At 54.6% G+C, this 15,341-nt stretch carries 10 protein-coding genes; 8 read left to right on the top strand and 2 right to left on the bottom strand.

Annotated features, from left to right (window positions below; genetic code table 11):
* Positions 1-44: 44 nt before the first annotated feature.
* The 3 genes from HMPREF0494_RS04020 to pyrR all read left to right on the top strand — a co-directional run bounded on the left by HMPREF0494_RS04020 (position 45) and on the right by pyrR (position 1,547).
* Positions 45-578: a DUF5011/hyalin repeat domain-containing protein gene (locus HMPREF0494_RS04020; RefSeq protein ID WP_007123656.1), complete on the top strand. Its 534-nt coding sequence runs from the start codon at positions 45-47 to the stop codon at positions 576-578.
* Positions 579-617: 39 nt separating this feature from the next.
* Positions 618-842 carry a hypothetical protein gene (locus HMPREF0494_RS11605; RefSeq protein ID WP_007123655.1) on the top strand — a complete coding sequence of 75 codons (225 nt, stop codon included), beginning with the start codon at positions 618-620 and terminating at the stop codon, positions 840-842.
* A gap of 168 nt (positions 843-1,010) precedes the next feature.
* The gene (gene pyrR / locus HMPREF0494_RS04015; RefSeq protein ID WP_007123654.1) at positions 1,011-1,547 is read left to right on the top strand and encodes a bifunctional pyr operon transcriptional regulator/uracil phosphoribosyltransferase PyrR; all 537 of its coding nucleotides are present in this window, start codon (positions 1,011-1,013) and stop codon (positions 1,545-1,547) included.
* Positions 1,548-1,620: 73 nt separating this feature from the next.
* On the opposite strand, the gene HMPREF0494_RS04010 is transcribed toward pyrR, so the two are convergent.
* Together HMPREF0494_RS04010 and rlmD are read right to left on the bottom strand one after the other, a co-directional pair.
* Complete coding sequence (locus HMPREF0494_RS04010; protein WP_007123653.1) at positions 1,621-2,025, bottom strand: hypothetical protein; 405 nt, start codon at positions 2,023-2,025, stop codon at positions 1,621-1,623.
* Between the two features lie 63 nt (positions 2,026-2,088).
* Positions 2,089-3,480: a 23S rRNA (uracil(1939)-C(5))-methyltransferase RlmD gene (gene rlmD / locus HMPREF0494_RS04005; protein ID WP_040458775.1), complete on the bottom strand. Its 1,392-nt coding sequence runs from the start codon at positions 3,478-3,480 to the stop codon at positions 2,089-2,091.
* A 216-nt stretch (positions 3,481-3,696) separates the two neighbouring features.
* Here rlmD and HMPREF0494_RS04000 point away from each other — a divergent pair, with 216 nt between their 5' ends.
* The 5 genes from HMPREF0494_RS04000 (at position 3,697) to serS (ending at position 15,307) form a co-directional block, all read left to right on the top strand.
* Positions 3,697-4,275, top strand: coding sequence for an NADPH-dependent FMN reductase (locus HMPREF0494_RS04000; RefSeq protein ID WP_040458774.1), 579 nt, complete (start codon positions 3,697-3,699; stop codon positions 4,273-4,275).
* Positions 4,275-5,510: an NAD(P)H-dependent oxidoreductase gene (locus tag HMPREF0494_RS03995; RefSeq protein WP_007123650.1), complete on the top strand. Its 1,236-nt coding sequence runs from the start codon at positions 4,275-4,277 to the stop codon at positions 5,508-5,510. Before HMPREF0494_RS04000 ends, HMPREF0494_RS03995 begins: the two co-directional genes overlap by 1 nt.
* An 8-nt stretch (positions 5,511-5,518) precedes the next feature.
* A complete protein-coding gene (locus tag HMPREF0494_RS03990) occupies positions 5,519-6,442 on the top strand; it encodes an FAD:protein FMN transferase (protein ID WP_007123649.1) in 924 nt (307 codons plus the stop codon).
* Positions 6,443-6,776: 334 nt separating this feature from the next.
* Complete coding sequence (locus tag HMPREF0494_RS03980) at positions 6,777-13,577, top strand: Rib/alpha-like domain-containing protein (RefSeq protein WP_007123647.1); 6,801 nt, start codon at positions 6,777-6,779, stop codon at positions 13,575-13,577.
* Between the two features lie 428 nt (positions 13,578-14,005).
* The gene (gene serS, locus HMPREF0494_RS03975; RefSeq protein WP_040458772.1) at positions 14,006-15,307 is read left to right on the top strand and encodes a serine--tRNA ligase; all 1,302 of its coding nucleotides are present in this window, start codon (positions 14,006-14,008) and stop codon (positions 15,305-15,307) included.
* Positions 15,308-15,341: the final 34 nt, after the last annotated feature.

The raw sequence follows: 15,341 nt of genomic DNA, 5'->3' as shown, positions 1-15,341 counted from the left end.
AAAAGCGGTACAATATCATTAAATTAACTGAATGAGGGATAGATATGGCAAACTTGACAATTACGGTTAGTCGGCACTACCTGGACTGGCCGCTCCACCAAACGATTCAGCAGGCGGACCTGGTCCGGCAGCTCGGCATCCGCGTGACCACCAGCAACGGGGAAGACCTGACGAACAAGCTCGTGGTGAACCTGACCCAGGTCGACATTAACCGGCCGGGGGAATACCCGGTAATGCTGAGTGCGATGGATGCCAACGGGCAAACGGCCCAGCGGAGTATTACTCTCCACGTGCGTCCAGAACAGCAAGTGGGCAGTCGTCAGCAGACCACGGCGCCGGCACAACCGGCAAGGGGTAAGAAGCGGCACTGGATCTTGGCGGTGCTGGCAATCATTATCTTGCTGCTGGTGTGGTGGGGAGTAAGTGCCCATCACCGGGCGCAGCAGCAGGAACAGGCAGCCAATAACGCCCATCAGAGCAGCCAAATTTCGGATAACTCCAGCAGTATTGCTAAGCTGAGTTCCGACAACCAGAAGCTGGCCAACCAGGTGGCCCAGCTGAAGGGTGCCGCGAAGTAGTACCAGAAGGACCATGACCAGCAGGCGCTAAATGAACGTTTGGACCAGATTCAGTCCCAAAACCAGCAACTGCTTAACCAGTCCCAGAGTTCAACGGCGAAGGAGCACCTGAATGAGGTGATGAACGTCGTCAACCAGGTGCGGCAAGATCCGGACAACGGGGTCAGCGTTGTCAACGACCTGAAGAACCAGCCGGGCTTTAACGAAATTTGGACGAACGTGTCCCAGCGGCTCTCGACCTGGCTGAGCCGCTTCGGCAATTAAACGATTGACAGTGCATTGGGAGCCAATTACAATAAAATAAATAGTTTCCTTTAAGTGGCCCAGTGAGACCGGCAAGGACCGATGGAATGATTTTCTCCGTTAGTCGCCGGTGCTGCTAACGGAGTTTTTATTTGGAAGAGTGAGTTGGATTAAAAAGGAGTGGCAATTATGGCACATGAAATCGTTGATGGTTCAAGTATGCAACGGGCGCTGACCCGGATTACCTACGAGATTATCGAACAGAACAAGGGGGTTGAAAACCTCGTCTTTGTAGGAATCAAGACCCGGGGAATCTACCTGGCGGAACGGCTCGCCAAGCGGTTAAACCAGTTAGAAAAGGTTGATGTTCCCGTTGCGGCCCTCGACGTGTCGCTTTACCGGGATGACCGCCATGTGCCGGACCACCGGATTGAGCCAACGGTCAACACGAAGCAGCTGGATGTTGACATTACTGATAAGCACGTGATCCTAGTTGATGACGTGCTCTTCACCGGCCGGACGGTGCGGGCCGCCCTGGACGCCCTGATGGATATGGGCCGGCCAAAGCGGATTTCCCTGGCGGTGCTGGTCGATCGGGGCCACCGCGAACTGCCAATCCGGCCAGACTTTGTGGGCAAGAACATCCCGACGTCCTCTGACGAAACCGTTCACGTGGCGGTCGAAGAGTATGATGGGCATGAGGACATTACGATTGAACGGAATTAGGCAAGCGAAAAGCGGTCGAGCTAAATTTGAAGCTCGACCGCTTTTATGTACCCAGAGAATATTTCCCGGGAAATTACTTTTCTTTCCAGTACCGGGCATTGGTTAAAATCTGCCGGGACCGTTCATCCGCCGGGCGGTAGCCCTTGGTGAACAGGTGCCGGAAGTACATCATGTTGTACAGAAAGGCAAAGATGACCGACGGAATTGGGAATTCCAGCAGCCAGTTCAGACCAAAGAACAGGGCAACGAGGGCGTAGTCCAGGTCCAAGACGATGATTAACAAGAAGTTGTAGTAGTCACCCCGAAAAAGTGCCGGCAGCGGGCCGAACCAGAGCGTGGTCCATGAAATGCCCACCTTGGCGATCCGGATGTCACCCTGATCATTAACAATTTTAGCGTAGTTTGGTGGGAGGGGGAGATTATTCAAGTTAAACGGGTTTTGGTCATTATTATTGTTGTTGCCAAATGGGTTTTGCATATCTCTTGTCCACTTCTTTCTGTTAAATAATAATGATAACACATTCGGGTGGCGGACACTACTCTAGCGCCGGAGAGACAGCTTGACGACGGCTTCGCAGCGGGCCGTCTGCGGCATCATGTCAATCGGCTGGATGTAGTCGACGTGGTACACGCTGGTCAGCCGCCGGAGGTTTCGGGCCAGGGATGCCATTCCGCAGGAAACGTAGGCAAACTTGCGGGGCTTGACCTTGAGGATCTGCTTAATCAGCTCATCATCTAAACCCGTCCGCGGCGGATCGACCACCAGGGCGTCGAATTGCAGCCCTTCTGCGAGCCAGCGGGGCATGACCTCCTCGGCCTTGCCCACCTCATAGTGGGCGTTGCTAATTCCGTTCAGCTGGGCGTTGGCGTTGGCATCCGCAACGGCCTCGGGGATGATTTCCATTCCCCGCACGGCCTTAACCCGGGCCGCCAGTGCGAGGCCGATCGTCCCGATCCCGGCGTAGGCATCGATCAGGGTGTCTTCCCGGTCGAGTTCGAGTGCTTCGGCAGCCTGTTCATAGAGGACTTCCGTTTGCTCCGGATTCAGCTGGAGGAAGGACCGGGCGGACAGCTCAAAGTCAAGGCCCATCAGGCTTTCGGTGATGGTCTGCTTGCCCGCCAGGTGGATCATCTGCTCACCCCAGACCAGGGGCGTGTCGCCGGGGTTGACGTTTTGCATGATCGAAACGACTTCTGGCAGCTGCTGGGCGATGGCGGTGAGGAGGGGCCGTTTATGGACCAGCTTCGGGGTGTTGGTGATGAAGGTGAGCTGGAGTTCGCCGGTCGTCCAGGATTCCCGCACAACAATCGTTTTAATAATGCCGCTGTTGTGCGCCTCGTCATATACGGGGATCTGCAGGTCTTCAATTAACTGCACGACTGTCCGCACGACCTTCATCGTCCGCGGCATTTGGACTGCACATTCCTGCATATCAACCAGGTCGTGGCTGTTGGGCTTGTAAAGGCCAGCTGCTACGTGGCCGTCAACCATCCGGACCTGGAACTGGGCCTTGTTGCGGTAGTGGTATTCCTCCGGCGCGGCAATCGTCTGCCGCACGTCGTAGTTGCGGTAGCCGTATGGCTGGAATTTTTCAAGGCTGTCGAGGACCACCTGCCGCTTAAAGGCGAGCTGCTGGGGGTAGGCCAGGTGTTCCAACTCGAAGCCACCAGCCACGTCAGCGTAACTGTCGCGCGGGGCTACCCGGTGCCGGCTGCGCTTGCGAATCCGGTGGATCTTCGCCTCTAAAAAGCGGGGGTGGACCCGGGTGACTTCTGCAACCACGACTTCGTCCGGGAGTGCACCGGGGACAAAGCAGACCTTATGCTTGTAATAGCCAATGCCGTGACCGTTTACCCCTAAGCGCCGAATGGTCAGGGGGAAGCGGTCCCCAATGTTAACGTTAACGTCCGTTGTTACGTGCTCTTTTACCATATTCCTGCTCCGTTCATTGTGATATCTCTTCATTTTACCATCTTCGCCCGGTAAGTGGGGGAACGATGCGGTAGTGATTATAACTAAATCGTTCAAAATTCCCGGTTAAGCGAAAAGAATGCTAATAATTAGTCCGGTTTTGTGTCGCTGGCATTGAAATTATAGTAAAATGACAGTGTGAAATGTTGCATAAATAATTATAAGGAAGTGACAAGTTTGAAGATTGCTGCAATTGCAGGGTCCAATGCGAACCATTCTTATAATCGGATGTTGTTAGAATACATTGCAAAGGATCTTCGGGATACCGATGATGTTGATGTGATCGACATTCGCAAGGTTCCACTTTTTAACGAAAACTATAAGGGAAAAACTCCAGACGTCGTAGCTGATATTGACCGCCGGGTGGCGGACGCCGATGCGGTGATTATCGCCAGTCCTGAATATAACCACTCAATCACCTCTGCGCTAAAGAGCATGGTGGAGTGGCTCTCGTATGAGCTGCACCCGCTGGAGGACAAGCCGGTGATGATTATCGGGGCCTCGACCCACGAACAGGGATCCTCCCGTTCCCAGGTCCAGCTGCGGGATATTTTGATTTCGCCAGGGGTCAACGCCCACGTCTTCCAAGGCGAGGAATTCTTCATGAGTAACGTTGCCGAATTAATGGACGAAGACGGCAACATTACGGACGCGGGCACGATCAGCTTCTTGAACAAGTGCATTCGGGAATTCAAACCATATGCAGAAGCCATTAACGGAATGGTTGCCAAGAAGAAGGAGGCGGCAAAGGACTAATGAAAATTTTAGCTTTAGTTGGGACCAACGCGAACTTCTCGTATAACCGGATTTTGCTCCAGTTTATGAAAAAGCACTTTAAGCAGATGGCCGACATTGAAATTTACGAAATTAGCAAGCTGCCTGCCTTTAGCGTGGATGTGCCATTGAGTGAGCAAACCGAAGTCTGGAAGCTCAAGCAAAAGGTCAAAGCAGCCGACGGGGTCGTGTTCTCCACTCCGGAATATGACCACGGGATTCCGGCCGCTTTAAAGAGTGCCACAGAATGGCTGTCGTACCACACCACGGTTTTGAAGCACAAGCCGGTTATGGTGGTCGGGGTTTCTTATGGCCGCCAGGCGTCTGCCCGTTCGCAGGTGCAAATGCGGCAAATCCTCATCTCACCCGACTGTGATGCCAACCTGCTGCCGGGCAATGAAGTCTTGATTGGTGGGGCGAGCCGGGTCTTTTCCAAGGACGGCCGCCTGATTGATGAAAAGATGCGCGATAACCTTGAACGGTGCTTTACAAACTTTATTGAATACATTCAGGTATTTGAAAACATTGATGAGGAGGAAGTCCATATGTCGATTAAACGCCCAACGATTAGTGATGCTTACATTAACTTCCCAACTGGCCGGTTGTCATTAAAAGAGGTTCAACAGATTTTCAGTACGATCCCCTTTGAAATTGACCTGGTTGACAGTTCAGACCGCTTCGCCTGGTACTCGGACAAGCCGAACCGGGAACATGTGCGGAGCGTGGCGTCCCTGAACGAACCGGTAACGGAATGCCACCCGCCAAAGGCCGTTCCGGTGGTGACGAAGATTATCAATAGCTTCCGTGATGGCGAAAAGGACGTCGTGACCCGGCCGCTGTGGATGAACGGCCACCGTTCACTGATCCAATACTACGCGCTGCGGGACGTTGATGGCCACTACCTGGGTACGATTGAGTTTACCGGGAGTGTCGAATACATCCTGAACCTGTTTGAAAACGGGGGCTGGGATAAGAAGCCGGACGCCACAACCGGTGCCTCTGCCCATGACGAGGGCGGCGACCAAGCGGCAGCGCCCGTCGCCGATGCTTCTACCGGTGCCTCCGAGGCTGATGATGATCCCGCTAGTGAGACCGCCGGTTCGCCGGTAGCTAACGAGGCTGCTGATGAGGACGCGACGACCGGCGCCTCCGAAAGCGGCAGTGTGGATGCCGACGACGAAAGTGCTGACGCCACGACTGGTGCTTCTGAAAACTAGGCTGGCTGATGACGAGTGAATTAATGGCCCAGCAGCACAGCATGGTGCACCGGGCCCTGGGAACTAAAATCGTGCTGACGGTCTACGGGGATGAGTACTTTCCCCTGCTGAGCCAAGCGGTGAAGCTGATCGACGGCTATGAGGACCGGCTGACGGTTAACCGGCCGGTATCTGAAGTGATGGCGGTCAACCAGGCTGCCGGGCGGATTCCCAAGCTGGTCTCGCCGACGACCTATGACCTGATCAAATTGGCGGTTCATTATAGCCGGGAAAACTTTGGCTTTAACGCGCTGATTGGGCCGCTCGTGAAGTTGTGGAAGATCGGCTTTGCCGGGGCCAACGTGCCGAGTGACCGGGCGATTAAGGAGCGGCTCCAGTTAATTGATCCCTACCAGGTGCTGCTGGATGACGATCACCGGACCGTTTACCTCGAACGGCCGGGGATGGAGCTGGACCTGGGCGGAATTGCCAAGGGCTACATCGCCGACCGGATTCGGGACTTTTGGCAATCCCGGGGGGTGCCGGCCGGGATTATTAACCTGGGCGGCAACCTGGTCTTTGTCGGTCGGTCACCCCGGCGGACTGATGGGCAATGGATTATTGGTGTCCAGGACCCGCAGCTAAAGCGGGGCCACGACTTGGAAACGGTCCGGCAGCCGGCCGGCTCGGCAGTGACGTCGGGGATTTACGAACGCTTCCTGGTGAAGGCCGGCCGGCGGTACCACCACCTCCTAGACCCCCGCACCGGCTACCCGCTGGAAACTGACCTTAGCAGCGTGACGGTGTTCACCGACCAGTCGGTAATGGGGGAAATCGAAGCCAAGCGGCTCTTCTTTAACGGCGCCCCACTCGTTGGCTGGACGGAGCAGCCGGGCAACCGGGGGGCAGTCTTTATCCATAACGACGAACGGGTCGAAAACGTAAATATTTAACTCCTGGGACGCGGAAGCGAGGATTAACTTGCGCGTTGCGGAGGTCCCTAACATTTGGGTTAAGCTGAATGTTGGGGACTTTTTTTATACAAATTTTGATTGGCCCTAGCAGTCCGTTATCGCATTTTCATTTTCATGATGATAAAAAGATTGGCGTCACGATGGGGGTTAAGCATGATGAAAATGTCATATTTTTTCTAAAAAAGGAAACGGGTGGAGCCCACACGTTAACTAAATTCAAGAAACAAATTTATTTATTAAACAATCCCAATTTGAAAAAAAAAAACCGGATATAATTATGGCGGACGATAAATAATGTTATGGAGGACAGATTATGTTATCGAGAAGTAATTGGAAAGAACAACTTCGGCAACATGAGGCGAAAAAACAACGGTTCGCAATTAAAAAGCTAACCGTGGGAGTTGCCTCAGTGCTGATTGGTTTTACCTTTATGGGAATTGGGACCGCTGCTAACGCGGATTCAAGTGTTGCTGATAACGGTAGCGCGTCAACCGCCACTGATCCGGCTGCCTCAAACAAGCAGACGGTGACCCTTTCGCAGACTGCTGGTGCCGCCAACGGCGCTGCCACTACGGAGAATAAGGCGAATACTAATTCGCTAAATACTGCTGCTCCTGCGCCAGTGACTGCCAACCAGGCTGCGGAAAGCAAGGCTCCGGTACAAGCGCAGGAAGTAACTGATTGGCAAGGCTTTGTCAACGCAATGAACGATGCCAATGTTGGGACCATTACCCTCAGTGGCGACATTACCGTGGCCAATCAGGGGACTAACGTTAGTGGCATTAACCGGCCGAACCCGGTCACCAATGGCGGCAAGATGAACCTAACCGGGGAGAACATCGCGCGAACCCTGACGATTGATGGCCAGGGCCATACGATTAATTTTGGGGCCAACTACCTCAGCTTCACGACCGCTAACCAGCAGAAGAGTACACCGTGGAACCTTACCTTTAAGAACATCACCATCAATGCCGATGGCTATGATAATTCCTGGTCTACGTTTGGCGGGGCATTTAGCCCAATTTACATGGGCGGTGACGATATTAGGACGGAGCTCTTAGCGAAGAATAAGGTTACTTTTGAAAATGTTACTGCTGACGTCAAAAACGGGGCCTTCTACAACACCACGATGGCGCAGCAAATTACGGATAATCCGTATACCACGGTAACCTTTAAGGGCAATAACCAGATTACTTGTGAAGCGGTGAATGTCGCTGGTAATCAGCTGTACAACTACTCAAGTGCCGTTTCCGCTGCCCACATTATCTTTGCTGATGGTACTAACACTGTCTTTAACGTCAGCACCGCTAAGACTAACAACGACCAGAACGCTGGTGGCAATATTCTCCGGGCCAACGTCGAAGACCCAAATGATTCTGCGCCCGCGATTGATGTCCAGCAGGGAGCGACCGTGACCTTAAATGGTCAGTCGACCGACGTCAAGGGAATGCTGGTTAACCGGGCGATCACTGGAACGGTCCAGGTCGACGGTAACTTGAACGCCAACATGGCTGATGGCCACTCCGTTGCGATTTGGGCCGGTAACTTAAATATCGGCAAGACCGGGGTGGTTAATATCCAGACCCGGGAAAGCAATGATGGGACCGGCGCCAACGGGGTCACCAACTACAATGGTTACCACTTTGCCCCGATTTCATTAGGGGTTGGCTTTGCCGCAAACGTTAGCAATGCGGGTTCCAACCTCCTGAACAATGCCGGTAAACTAACGATTGTCCGGACCGGGACGAATTCGACTTCGCCATTGATTTCGTTTGGCTCCGGTAATGGAACTGGTGGCCAATTTACGTTGAACGTCCAGGATGGGGCGACGCTGGACTTGCAAGACGGCGCTACCTCTTCGATCAAGGGGTCCTTTACCAACACGCCGAACATCGGCTTAGTAACGATGTGGGGGAACGGTGGCGTAAATTCAGCCACGTTTGCCAAGGTCAACATTACTAATCCTGGTTACGTTAACTTCCAGCGGACGGGGTCACAAACCGGGACCCTGCTCCGCCTGGAAAATATGAATAACCACGTCAACATCTCGGGTAACGGTGGTGTATTGCCATTAGCTTACTGGGATGAAGGCAATAAGGGCGGCGCATCATCCTACTGGTACATCAAGAGCTTAACGAACCAGAATAACTGGGGAAACAACGCCATTTCTGGCTTTACCGCCGCTGGTCAGACGATCGGGCAAAATCAGAATGGTGAAATGAAGTTCTTACACTCGAACGGAACGGTCACCTTTGCCGGGAGCCAGGCCGGGTTGAACAGTTACCAATATCAAGATGGCACGGTAACTACGGGCCAGCCGACCCCAGGAGTGGACTACGAAACGCCATACCTGAATAACTTCCTGAACACCTTCAACTGGTGGACGCCACAGCGGGTTGCCATGGGGACTTCACTGGCGACCGCGGCCCAGCCGACGGATGCGGATAAGTACCAGCCAGAGGTCCAGACGATTAACGCTACTACGAAGCAGCACTTGACCGACCTGAACGTTCAGAATGGGATTAAAGACCTGATCGACCAGACCGGGGCCGTTGTTCCGAACGGCTTAGCGAACATCGATTGGAACAAGTCCCACTGGTATGATGCGGCTCAGGAGAACGTGGTTAACGGTACCAGCCAGACCGACCAAGCGATCTGGCAAGCACAATACGGCACCGGTGCGGATGCCCAACAGCCAGTTTTGCCAGCAACGAACGCCAACGGCACGTTAAAGCAGGGGCAAACTGCCGCCACCGCCACGATTGTCTATAACGATGGCTCGGTCGACTTTGTAACGATCCCGCTTGCGGTGACTGACCAAACCCTGGCTAGTCAGTACGCACCGGCTGGTGGTTCGATTACCGTTCCCGAAGGCCACCAGCTGACCCCAGCCGATGCGGCAAATGCGATTACGAACAAGGGCCAACTGGTCGATCAAAACGGGCACTCGGTCGTTGCCGGCACCAACGGCTACACTTGGCACACTGCACCCGCCACTGATGTACCCGGGGTTAAGAACGGGCTGGTAACCGTTACCTACACGGACGGCTCCACGGACGAGGTTCCGGTTACGGTTAACGTTGAATCGCAAGCGGATCAATACACTCCTCAGGGCCAGCCGGTTTCAACTTCGGTTGGGACCGTTCCGCCAGCCCAAGCCGGAATTGCCAACCCTGGCGACCTGCCGGCGGGGACCAGCTACACCTGGAGCAAGGCCCCAGACGTTTCCAAAGCGGGAACCGTTCCCGGAGTGATTAACGTCACTTACCCGGACCAGTCAGTCGACCAGGTTCCGGTTAAGGTAGTGGTCGGCAACCCAACGACGCCTTCGACGACCCGGACTGACGCTGAGCAAAATGATCCCCAGGGTCAGACAGTGACGACCACCATCGGGACCCTTCCTGACGCCGCTACTGCTGTGACCTGGCCAGCTGGGCAGCCAACGGGCGGCACGCCAACTTACACCTGGTCACAGACACCGGACGTTTACTCGCAGGGCCAGCATCCGGGGGTTGTTCAAGTAACCTACCCTGACGGCTCGGTTGACTACGTTCCAACGACGGTTACCGTAACTAACACGCCAACCGGCAAGGACGTTACTACGCCGAAGGGGACGCTCCCTGACGCTTCGACAACGGTTGACTGGGGGCAAACGCCGGCTGGACAGCCCCTTTCCCAGCCAAGCAACACGACGGTAACTTGGGGAACTGAACCGGATGTGTCCCAGCCAGGTGATTCGCAGGGAACCGTTAAGATTACTTATCCGAATGGCGAAACCACGACGGTCGTGGTTCCGGTCCACGTTACTGATCCAGACGCCAATAACGGCTTTGCTCCTTACGGTACGACCATTCGGGTTGCCTATGGCCATGATTTAACCGACCAGGACGCCCAAAGGGCCATTGCCGGCGGGGTTCCAAGCGACGCGACGGGGGTAACTTACACCTGGTCAGCTAAACCGGCCACCAGCGGCGACGGAATTTCTAACACGACGCAGCAGGGTTACGTCACGGTTAAGGGGACGCTTAATGGCCAACCAGTTTCCAAGGACGTGCTGGTTTACGTTCACGTTGGCGATCAGGCTGACAACTACGCACCGCAAGGCAAGAACCTAACCGTCGAGAAGGGGGCTTCAGTACCAGCAGCGGCAACTGCCATCACCAACCAGGATACTTTGCCGCAAGGTACGAAGTATGACTGGGCCTACACGCCAGATACCAGCGTGGTTGGAACCCAATCGACCCTTGTAAAGGTTACCTACCCTGATGGCTCGGTCGACTACGTTCCGGTCAACGTCACGGTTACCGAAACCGCTAAGGACAGTGACCAGTACCCGGTTAACTACGGCGGGCTGGAGATTGAACGGCCAACGACCGCTAGTCCGGCAACGAAGTCTGAACTGCCGACGACCACCACGGGGATGCCGGCGGGGACCATCACCGGCTATGCCAAGGGGACGTTTACTGATCCTGCCGGGGTCACGACGGCAATCAACCCAACTACTGGGGAAATTACGGTTACCGTAACTAAGGACGCCAGCCGGGGAACCTTCAACGTTCCGGTTGCGGTTCGCTACCAGGACGGCACGGCGGCGACAGTCTATGTTCCCGTCAGTGTCACGGGACTGACGGTCGACCCTGACGGCCACACCACGTACTACGGCAACCAAACCAATACGGACTTCTCCGCGGACCCAGCGAATGTGCACAAGACAAGCGTTGATAACGTTCCGGCAGCCGCTAACAGTGGCTTTAACACGATTACCTACAACTACGACTGGGATGGCACAAGCGGCAATGGCAACTACCGCAAGCACACCACCTACAAGCTGAATGCGGCGGGGACCGAATTTGTTAATATTGCCGACCCGAGTGACAAGTTTGCCGCCAGCGACATCAGCTACACTTGGCTGAATGGCTACGCACCAAACACCAACTTTGGCGATAATACCGCAACCACCCTGGCAAACAGCCCGCTGGAAAAGACTGGCCAAGGCGATAACCTGCCGGGCAACTCGAAGTACCGGTACAACTTCACCGTTTCCAACGCCAACGGCACGGCCACTGAATTAGGTCTGGGCTATGGCGACTATCAGGGCTGGTGCAATGTCTTCTTCAACTTCTACGGTGCGAAAACTGGCGAAGCCTTAACCTTTAAGCAAAACAGTGATATTTCCAACCTGACCCAGGACCAGTACCGGCACCTGATTGACGTTACGGACCTCGGTGCCGCTGGCTGGAACGGGCAGAACGCTAACCCGAATGCCCCACAGGTTTTGGCGTACGTACCGGGAACCGACACCGCGAAGACGTTTACGATGACCTGGGCACCAAGTGGTCAGCCATCAACCGCCAATGTCGCCAATGGCGTGGCGGGCACGGTTCGGATTGCCTTTAATGATGGGACCTACCTTGATGTGCCGGCAACCATTAACGTGGTCAAGGATGAGGATTCTGGCAAGCAGGACCAAGATAAGACCGCGTTCACGCAAAAGATCGTTTACACTTACAACGGCAAGGAAGTTGCTTACACGACAATTGACAACATTGCCAAGGGTGCGAACTTAACGGCTGCCCAACTGAAGAATGCCATTGACAGCAATGTTCCGGCGGACTACACGGTGGTAAGCAACTACACTTATCCGGCGGCACGCGATAACATTACGGCGACGCCAGCCGAGATTGTGGTACCGTTGGCATTGAAGTCCAGCGCACATTTTGATGCTCAGGGCCAGATTGTTTACCAAACGGCCGACGGCACCCAAGTTGGTACCGGGGACCAGATTAAGAGCAAGGTTGGCGACACCCTAACGGCCGGCCTGCTCCGTGACTTGGCTAACCAAAAGGTTCCGGCAGGCTACACGATTGCTCGGTACCCAGGCTCATACAACGTCACCGCGGATCACTTTGTTATCCCGGTTGAAGTCGAACTGAGCAGCACAGCCACAACCACCTACTACTTCTACTCTCAGGTTACGGTTAAAGCGCCAGATGGCACAACGACTACGAAGCCGCGGCAAGAGCTGCGCTTCACTTATGCGGGACTGCCAACCGATGCTGACGTAAATGTTGCGTTCACCAATGTTACGATTCCAAGCTATGCTGGCTACACGCCAGAAGTAAGCCTGACCCCGGTTTCCGCTGACGGGACTCCAATGGCAACGCTTGAAAAAGATGCAGATGGTAATTGGGGATTGAAGCTGCCAAAGCCGGTCTTGGCATACTCGCAGTATAATTACACGGTTAGCTACCGGAAGTCCGGCGAAGCAAAGCAGGGCGACGTGGTAATCACCTACGTTGACCAAAAGAACCCAAGCACGGTTCTGGGGACCATGACCGTTACTGGTCAGCTGGGCAGCACCGTCGACGTTGCCACGACCATCAAGGACCACGTTCCCGCAAATTGGACAATTGCTTCTGACTACCAGGTACCAAGTACGGCAGTTGTTCCAGGCGCCGTAACGGTTCCGCTGGTTCACGCAACCAAGACGGTCAACCCTGGCGATCCTGGTGTTAACCCAACGGACCCGCTTTACCAGGGGATGTTTAAGACGGTGACCCGGACGATCATCGTCAACCATCCGGACGGTACGACGAGCCTGACTACGCAGCCGGTCCACTTTAACCGGAGCGAAACGATTGATAAGGTTACGAACCAGGTTCTTTCCTATGGCGCCTGGACGCTGGCTACCGGCTCCGCAGCTGATTGGGGCGAATTCAACGTGCCGCAGCTAGCTGGCTACACTTCCTACGTTGATGGCACGGCAGCAACGGATGTAGCTGCAGAACAGGTTACACCGGAAACTGCCGACGTCACGGTTGAGGTAACTTACCAGGCAGCCGACCACCATGATGGCGGGGGCAATGACGGTCACACGACGCCAACCACCCCTGACCAGCACAACAATGGCAACGGCGGGAACGGCAACCCAGGAACCCCAACGAACGACCACGGCAACATCATTGGCGGCCGGCAAAGTGCTAATAACGGCCAGCACGCCGCACAGCTGCCGCAGACCAGTGACACTAAGAACATCGCTGCCGTTGCCGGATTGGGCCTTGCTAGCCTAACCGCAATGCTTGGCCTCGGCGGCTTAAAGAAGAAAAACGATTAGCTCCCGATTAGATAATCTTCCCCCTAAAAATAACTGAACGGCGACACTAATCAGAGGCAAAGGCCTCGCGCACTTGAACTCATTCAAATGTGCGGGGTCTTTGTGCTGCCGTTAAGCGGTCACGCTTTGCTAATTTTTCTTAAATTTCGATTGCTTAATTCGGCTAAATGTAATATGATAGTGGCAAATTAAAACACGGAAGCATTTCAAGTAGGTCATCCAGAGAGGCCGCGGCTGGTGTGAGCGGCTGACCGAAACTCCGGTGCTGTTAAATGTGGGCGGGTAATGCCGCACGGCGGATGGCCGTTATCCATCACGAGGGTGACATTATTTAATGTCGAACTTGGGTGGTACCGCGGAACTAAGAGCCATTTCGTCCCAAAATTTTTTTGAGGATGGAATGGCTCTTTTCGTTAGGAGGAATTCAAATGCTAGATATTAAGAAGATTCGGCAAAACCCTGATTTTTACAAGCAAAAGCTCGCGACCCGCGGCGTTCAGGCGGAGGAAATCGATGAAGTTCTGGCCCTTGACCAGAAGCGGCGCGACCTCTTGCAGCAGACGGAAACGATGAAGGCGCAACGAAACGACGCATCAAAGAAGATCGGGGCGGCAAAGCGCAACGGTGAATCCGCGGACGAAGCGATCAAGGAAACCCGGGAGCTTGGCGATAAGATCAAGCAGCTGGACGAACAGGTCGAAGCCAACGACGAAGAGCTGCACGACAAGATGTCCCGCCTGCCGAACGTTCCGCACGATGGGGTTCCGGTCAGCCTGACCGAGGACGGGGCCGTTGAATTACGCAAGGTCGGCAAGATCCGTGACTTTGACTTTGCGCCCAAGCACCACTGGGACGTCGGCGAACAGCTGGGCATCCTTGACTTTGACCGGGCCGGCAAGGTTTCTGGCTCCCGCTTTGTCTACTACCTCGGTTTAGGGGCCCAGCTAGAACGGGCCGTTTATAACTTCATGCTCGATGAACACATGAAGGATGGCTATACCGAAGTGCTGCCGCCGTACATTGTCAATGCGGACTCCATGTACGGCACCGGGCAGTTCCCGAAGTTTAAGGAAGGGGTCTACCAGGTTAACGGCGAAGACATGACCCTGATCCCGACGGCGGAAGTGCCGTTGACCAACTACTACCGGGGCGAAGTCATCCCAGCCGAAGAACTGCCGGTTTACGTGACCGCTTTGACACCGTGCTTCCGTTCCGAAGCCGGAGCCGCTGGCCGGGATACCCGGGGCCTGATTCGGATGCACCAATTTAACAAGGTCGAAATGGTGAAGTACACCAAGCCGGAGGATTCATGGGACGAGCTCGAAAAGATGACGGCCAATGCCGAAAACATCCTGAAGAAGCTGGAAATTCCGTACCACGTCATCACACTGACGACCAGCGATATGTCCTTTACCGCCTCCGAAACGCACGACCTGGAGCTGTGGATGCCGGCCCAGGAGAAGTACCGGGAAGTTTCCAGCTGTTCTAACTGCCTGGACTTCCAGGCCCGGCGAATGCACACCCAGTACCGGGACGAAAATGGCAAGCTGCAATACGTACACACCCTGAACGGTTCAGGACTGGCGGTTGGCCGGACCGTTGCCGCAATCTTGGAGAACTACCAAAACGCCGATGGTTCCGTCACGATTCCAGAAGTGCTGGTTCCATACATGCACGGGGTAACCAAGATTACTAAGGAAAACGCAGTGCCGTTTCGGAACAAAAAGTAAAGCGTAATTTAGGGAGACAAACCGTGAAGCGACT

The sequence above is a fragment of the Limosilactobacillus antri DSM 16041 genome (assembly GCF_000160835.1).
Lineage (GTDB): Bacteria > Bacillota > Bacilli > Lactobacillales > Lactobacillaceae > Limosilactobacillus > Limosilactobacillus antri.
The sequence above is the reverse complement of the archived record's forward strand: the minus strand, read 5'-3'. Positions and strand labels throughout refer to the sequence as shown.

Bases quoted from the DNA above. Each gene is read 5' to 3' on its own strand.
- HMPREF0494_RS03980 (WP_007123647.1), top strand. From the start codon at position 6,777: ATGTTATCGAGAAGTAATTGGAAAGAACAACTTCGGCAACATGAGGCG.
- pyrR (WP_007123654.1), top strand. From the start codon at position 1,011: ATGGCACATGAAATCGTTGATGGTTCAAGTATGCAACGGGCGCTGACC.
- HMPREF0494_RS04020 (WP_007123656.1), top strand. From the start codon at position 45: ATGGCAAACTTGACAATTACGGTTAGTCGGCACTACCTGGACTGGCCG.
- HMPREF0494_RS04010 (WP_007123653.1), bottom strand. From the start codon at position 2,025: ATGCAAAACCCATTTGGCAACAACAATAATAATGACCAAAACCCGTTT.
- HMPREF0494_RS03995 (WP_007123650.1), top strand. From the start codon at position 4,275: ATGAAAATTTTAGCTTTAGTTGGGACCAACGCGAACTTCTCGTATAAC.
- HMPREF0494_RS03990 (WP_007123649.1), top strand. From the start codon at position 5,519: ATGACGAGTGAATTAATGGCCCAGCAGCACAGCATGGTGCACCGGGCC.
- rlmD (WP_040458775.1), bottom strand. From the start codon at position 3,480: ATGGTAAAAGAGCACGTAACAACGGACGTTAACGTTAACATTGGGGAC.
- serS (WP_040458772.1), top strand. From the start codon at position 14,006: ATGCTAGATATTAAGAAGATTCGGCAAAACCCTGATTTTTACAAGCAA.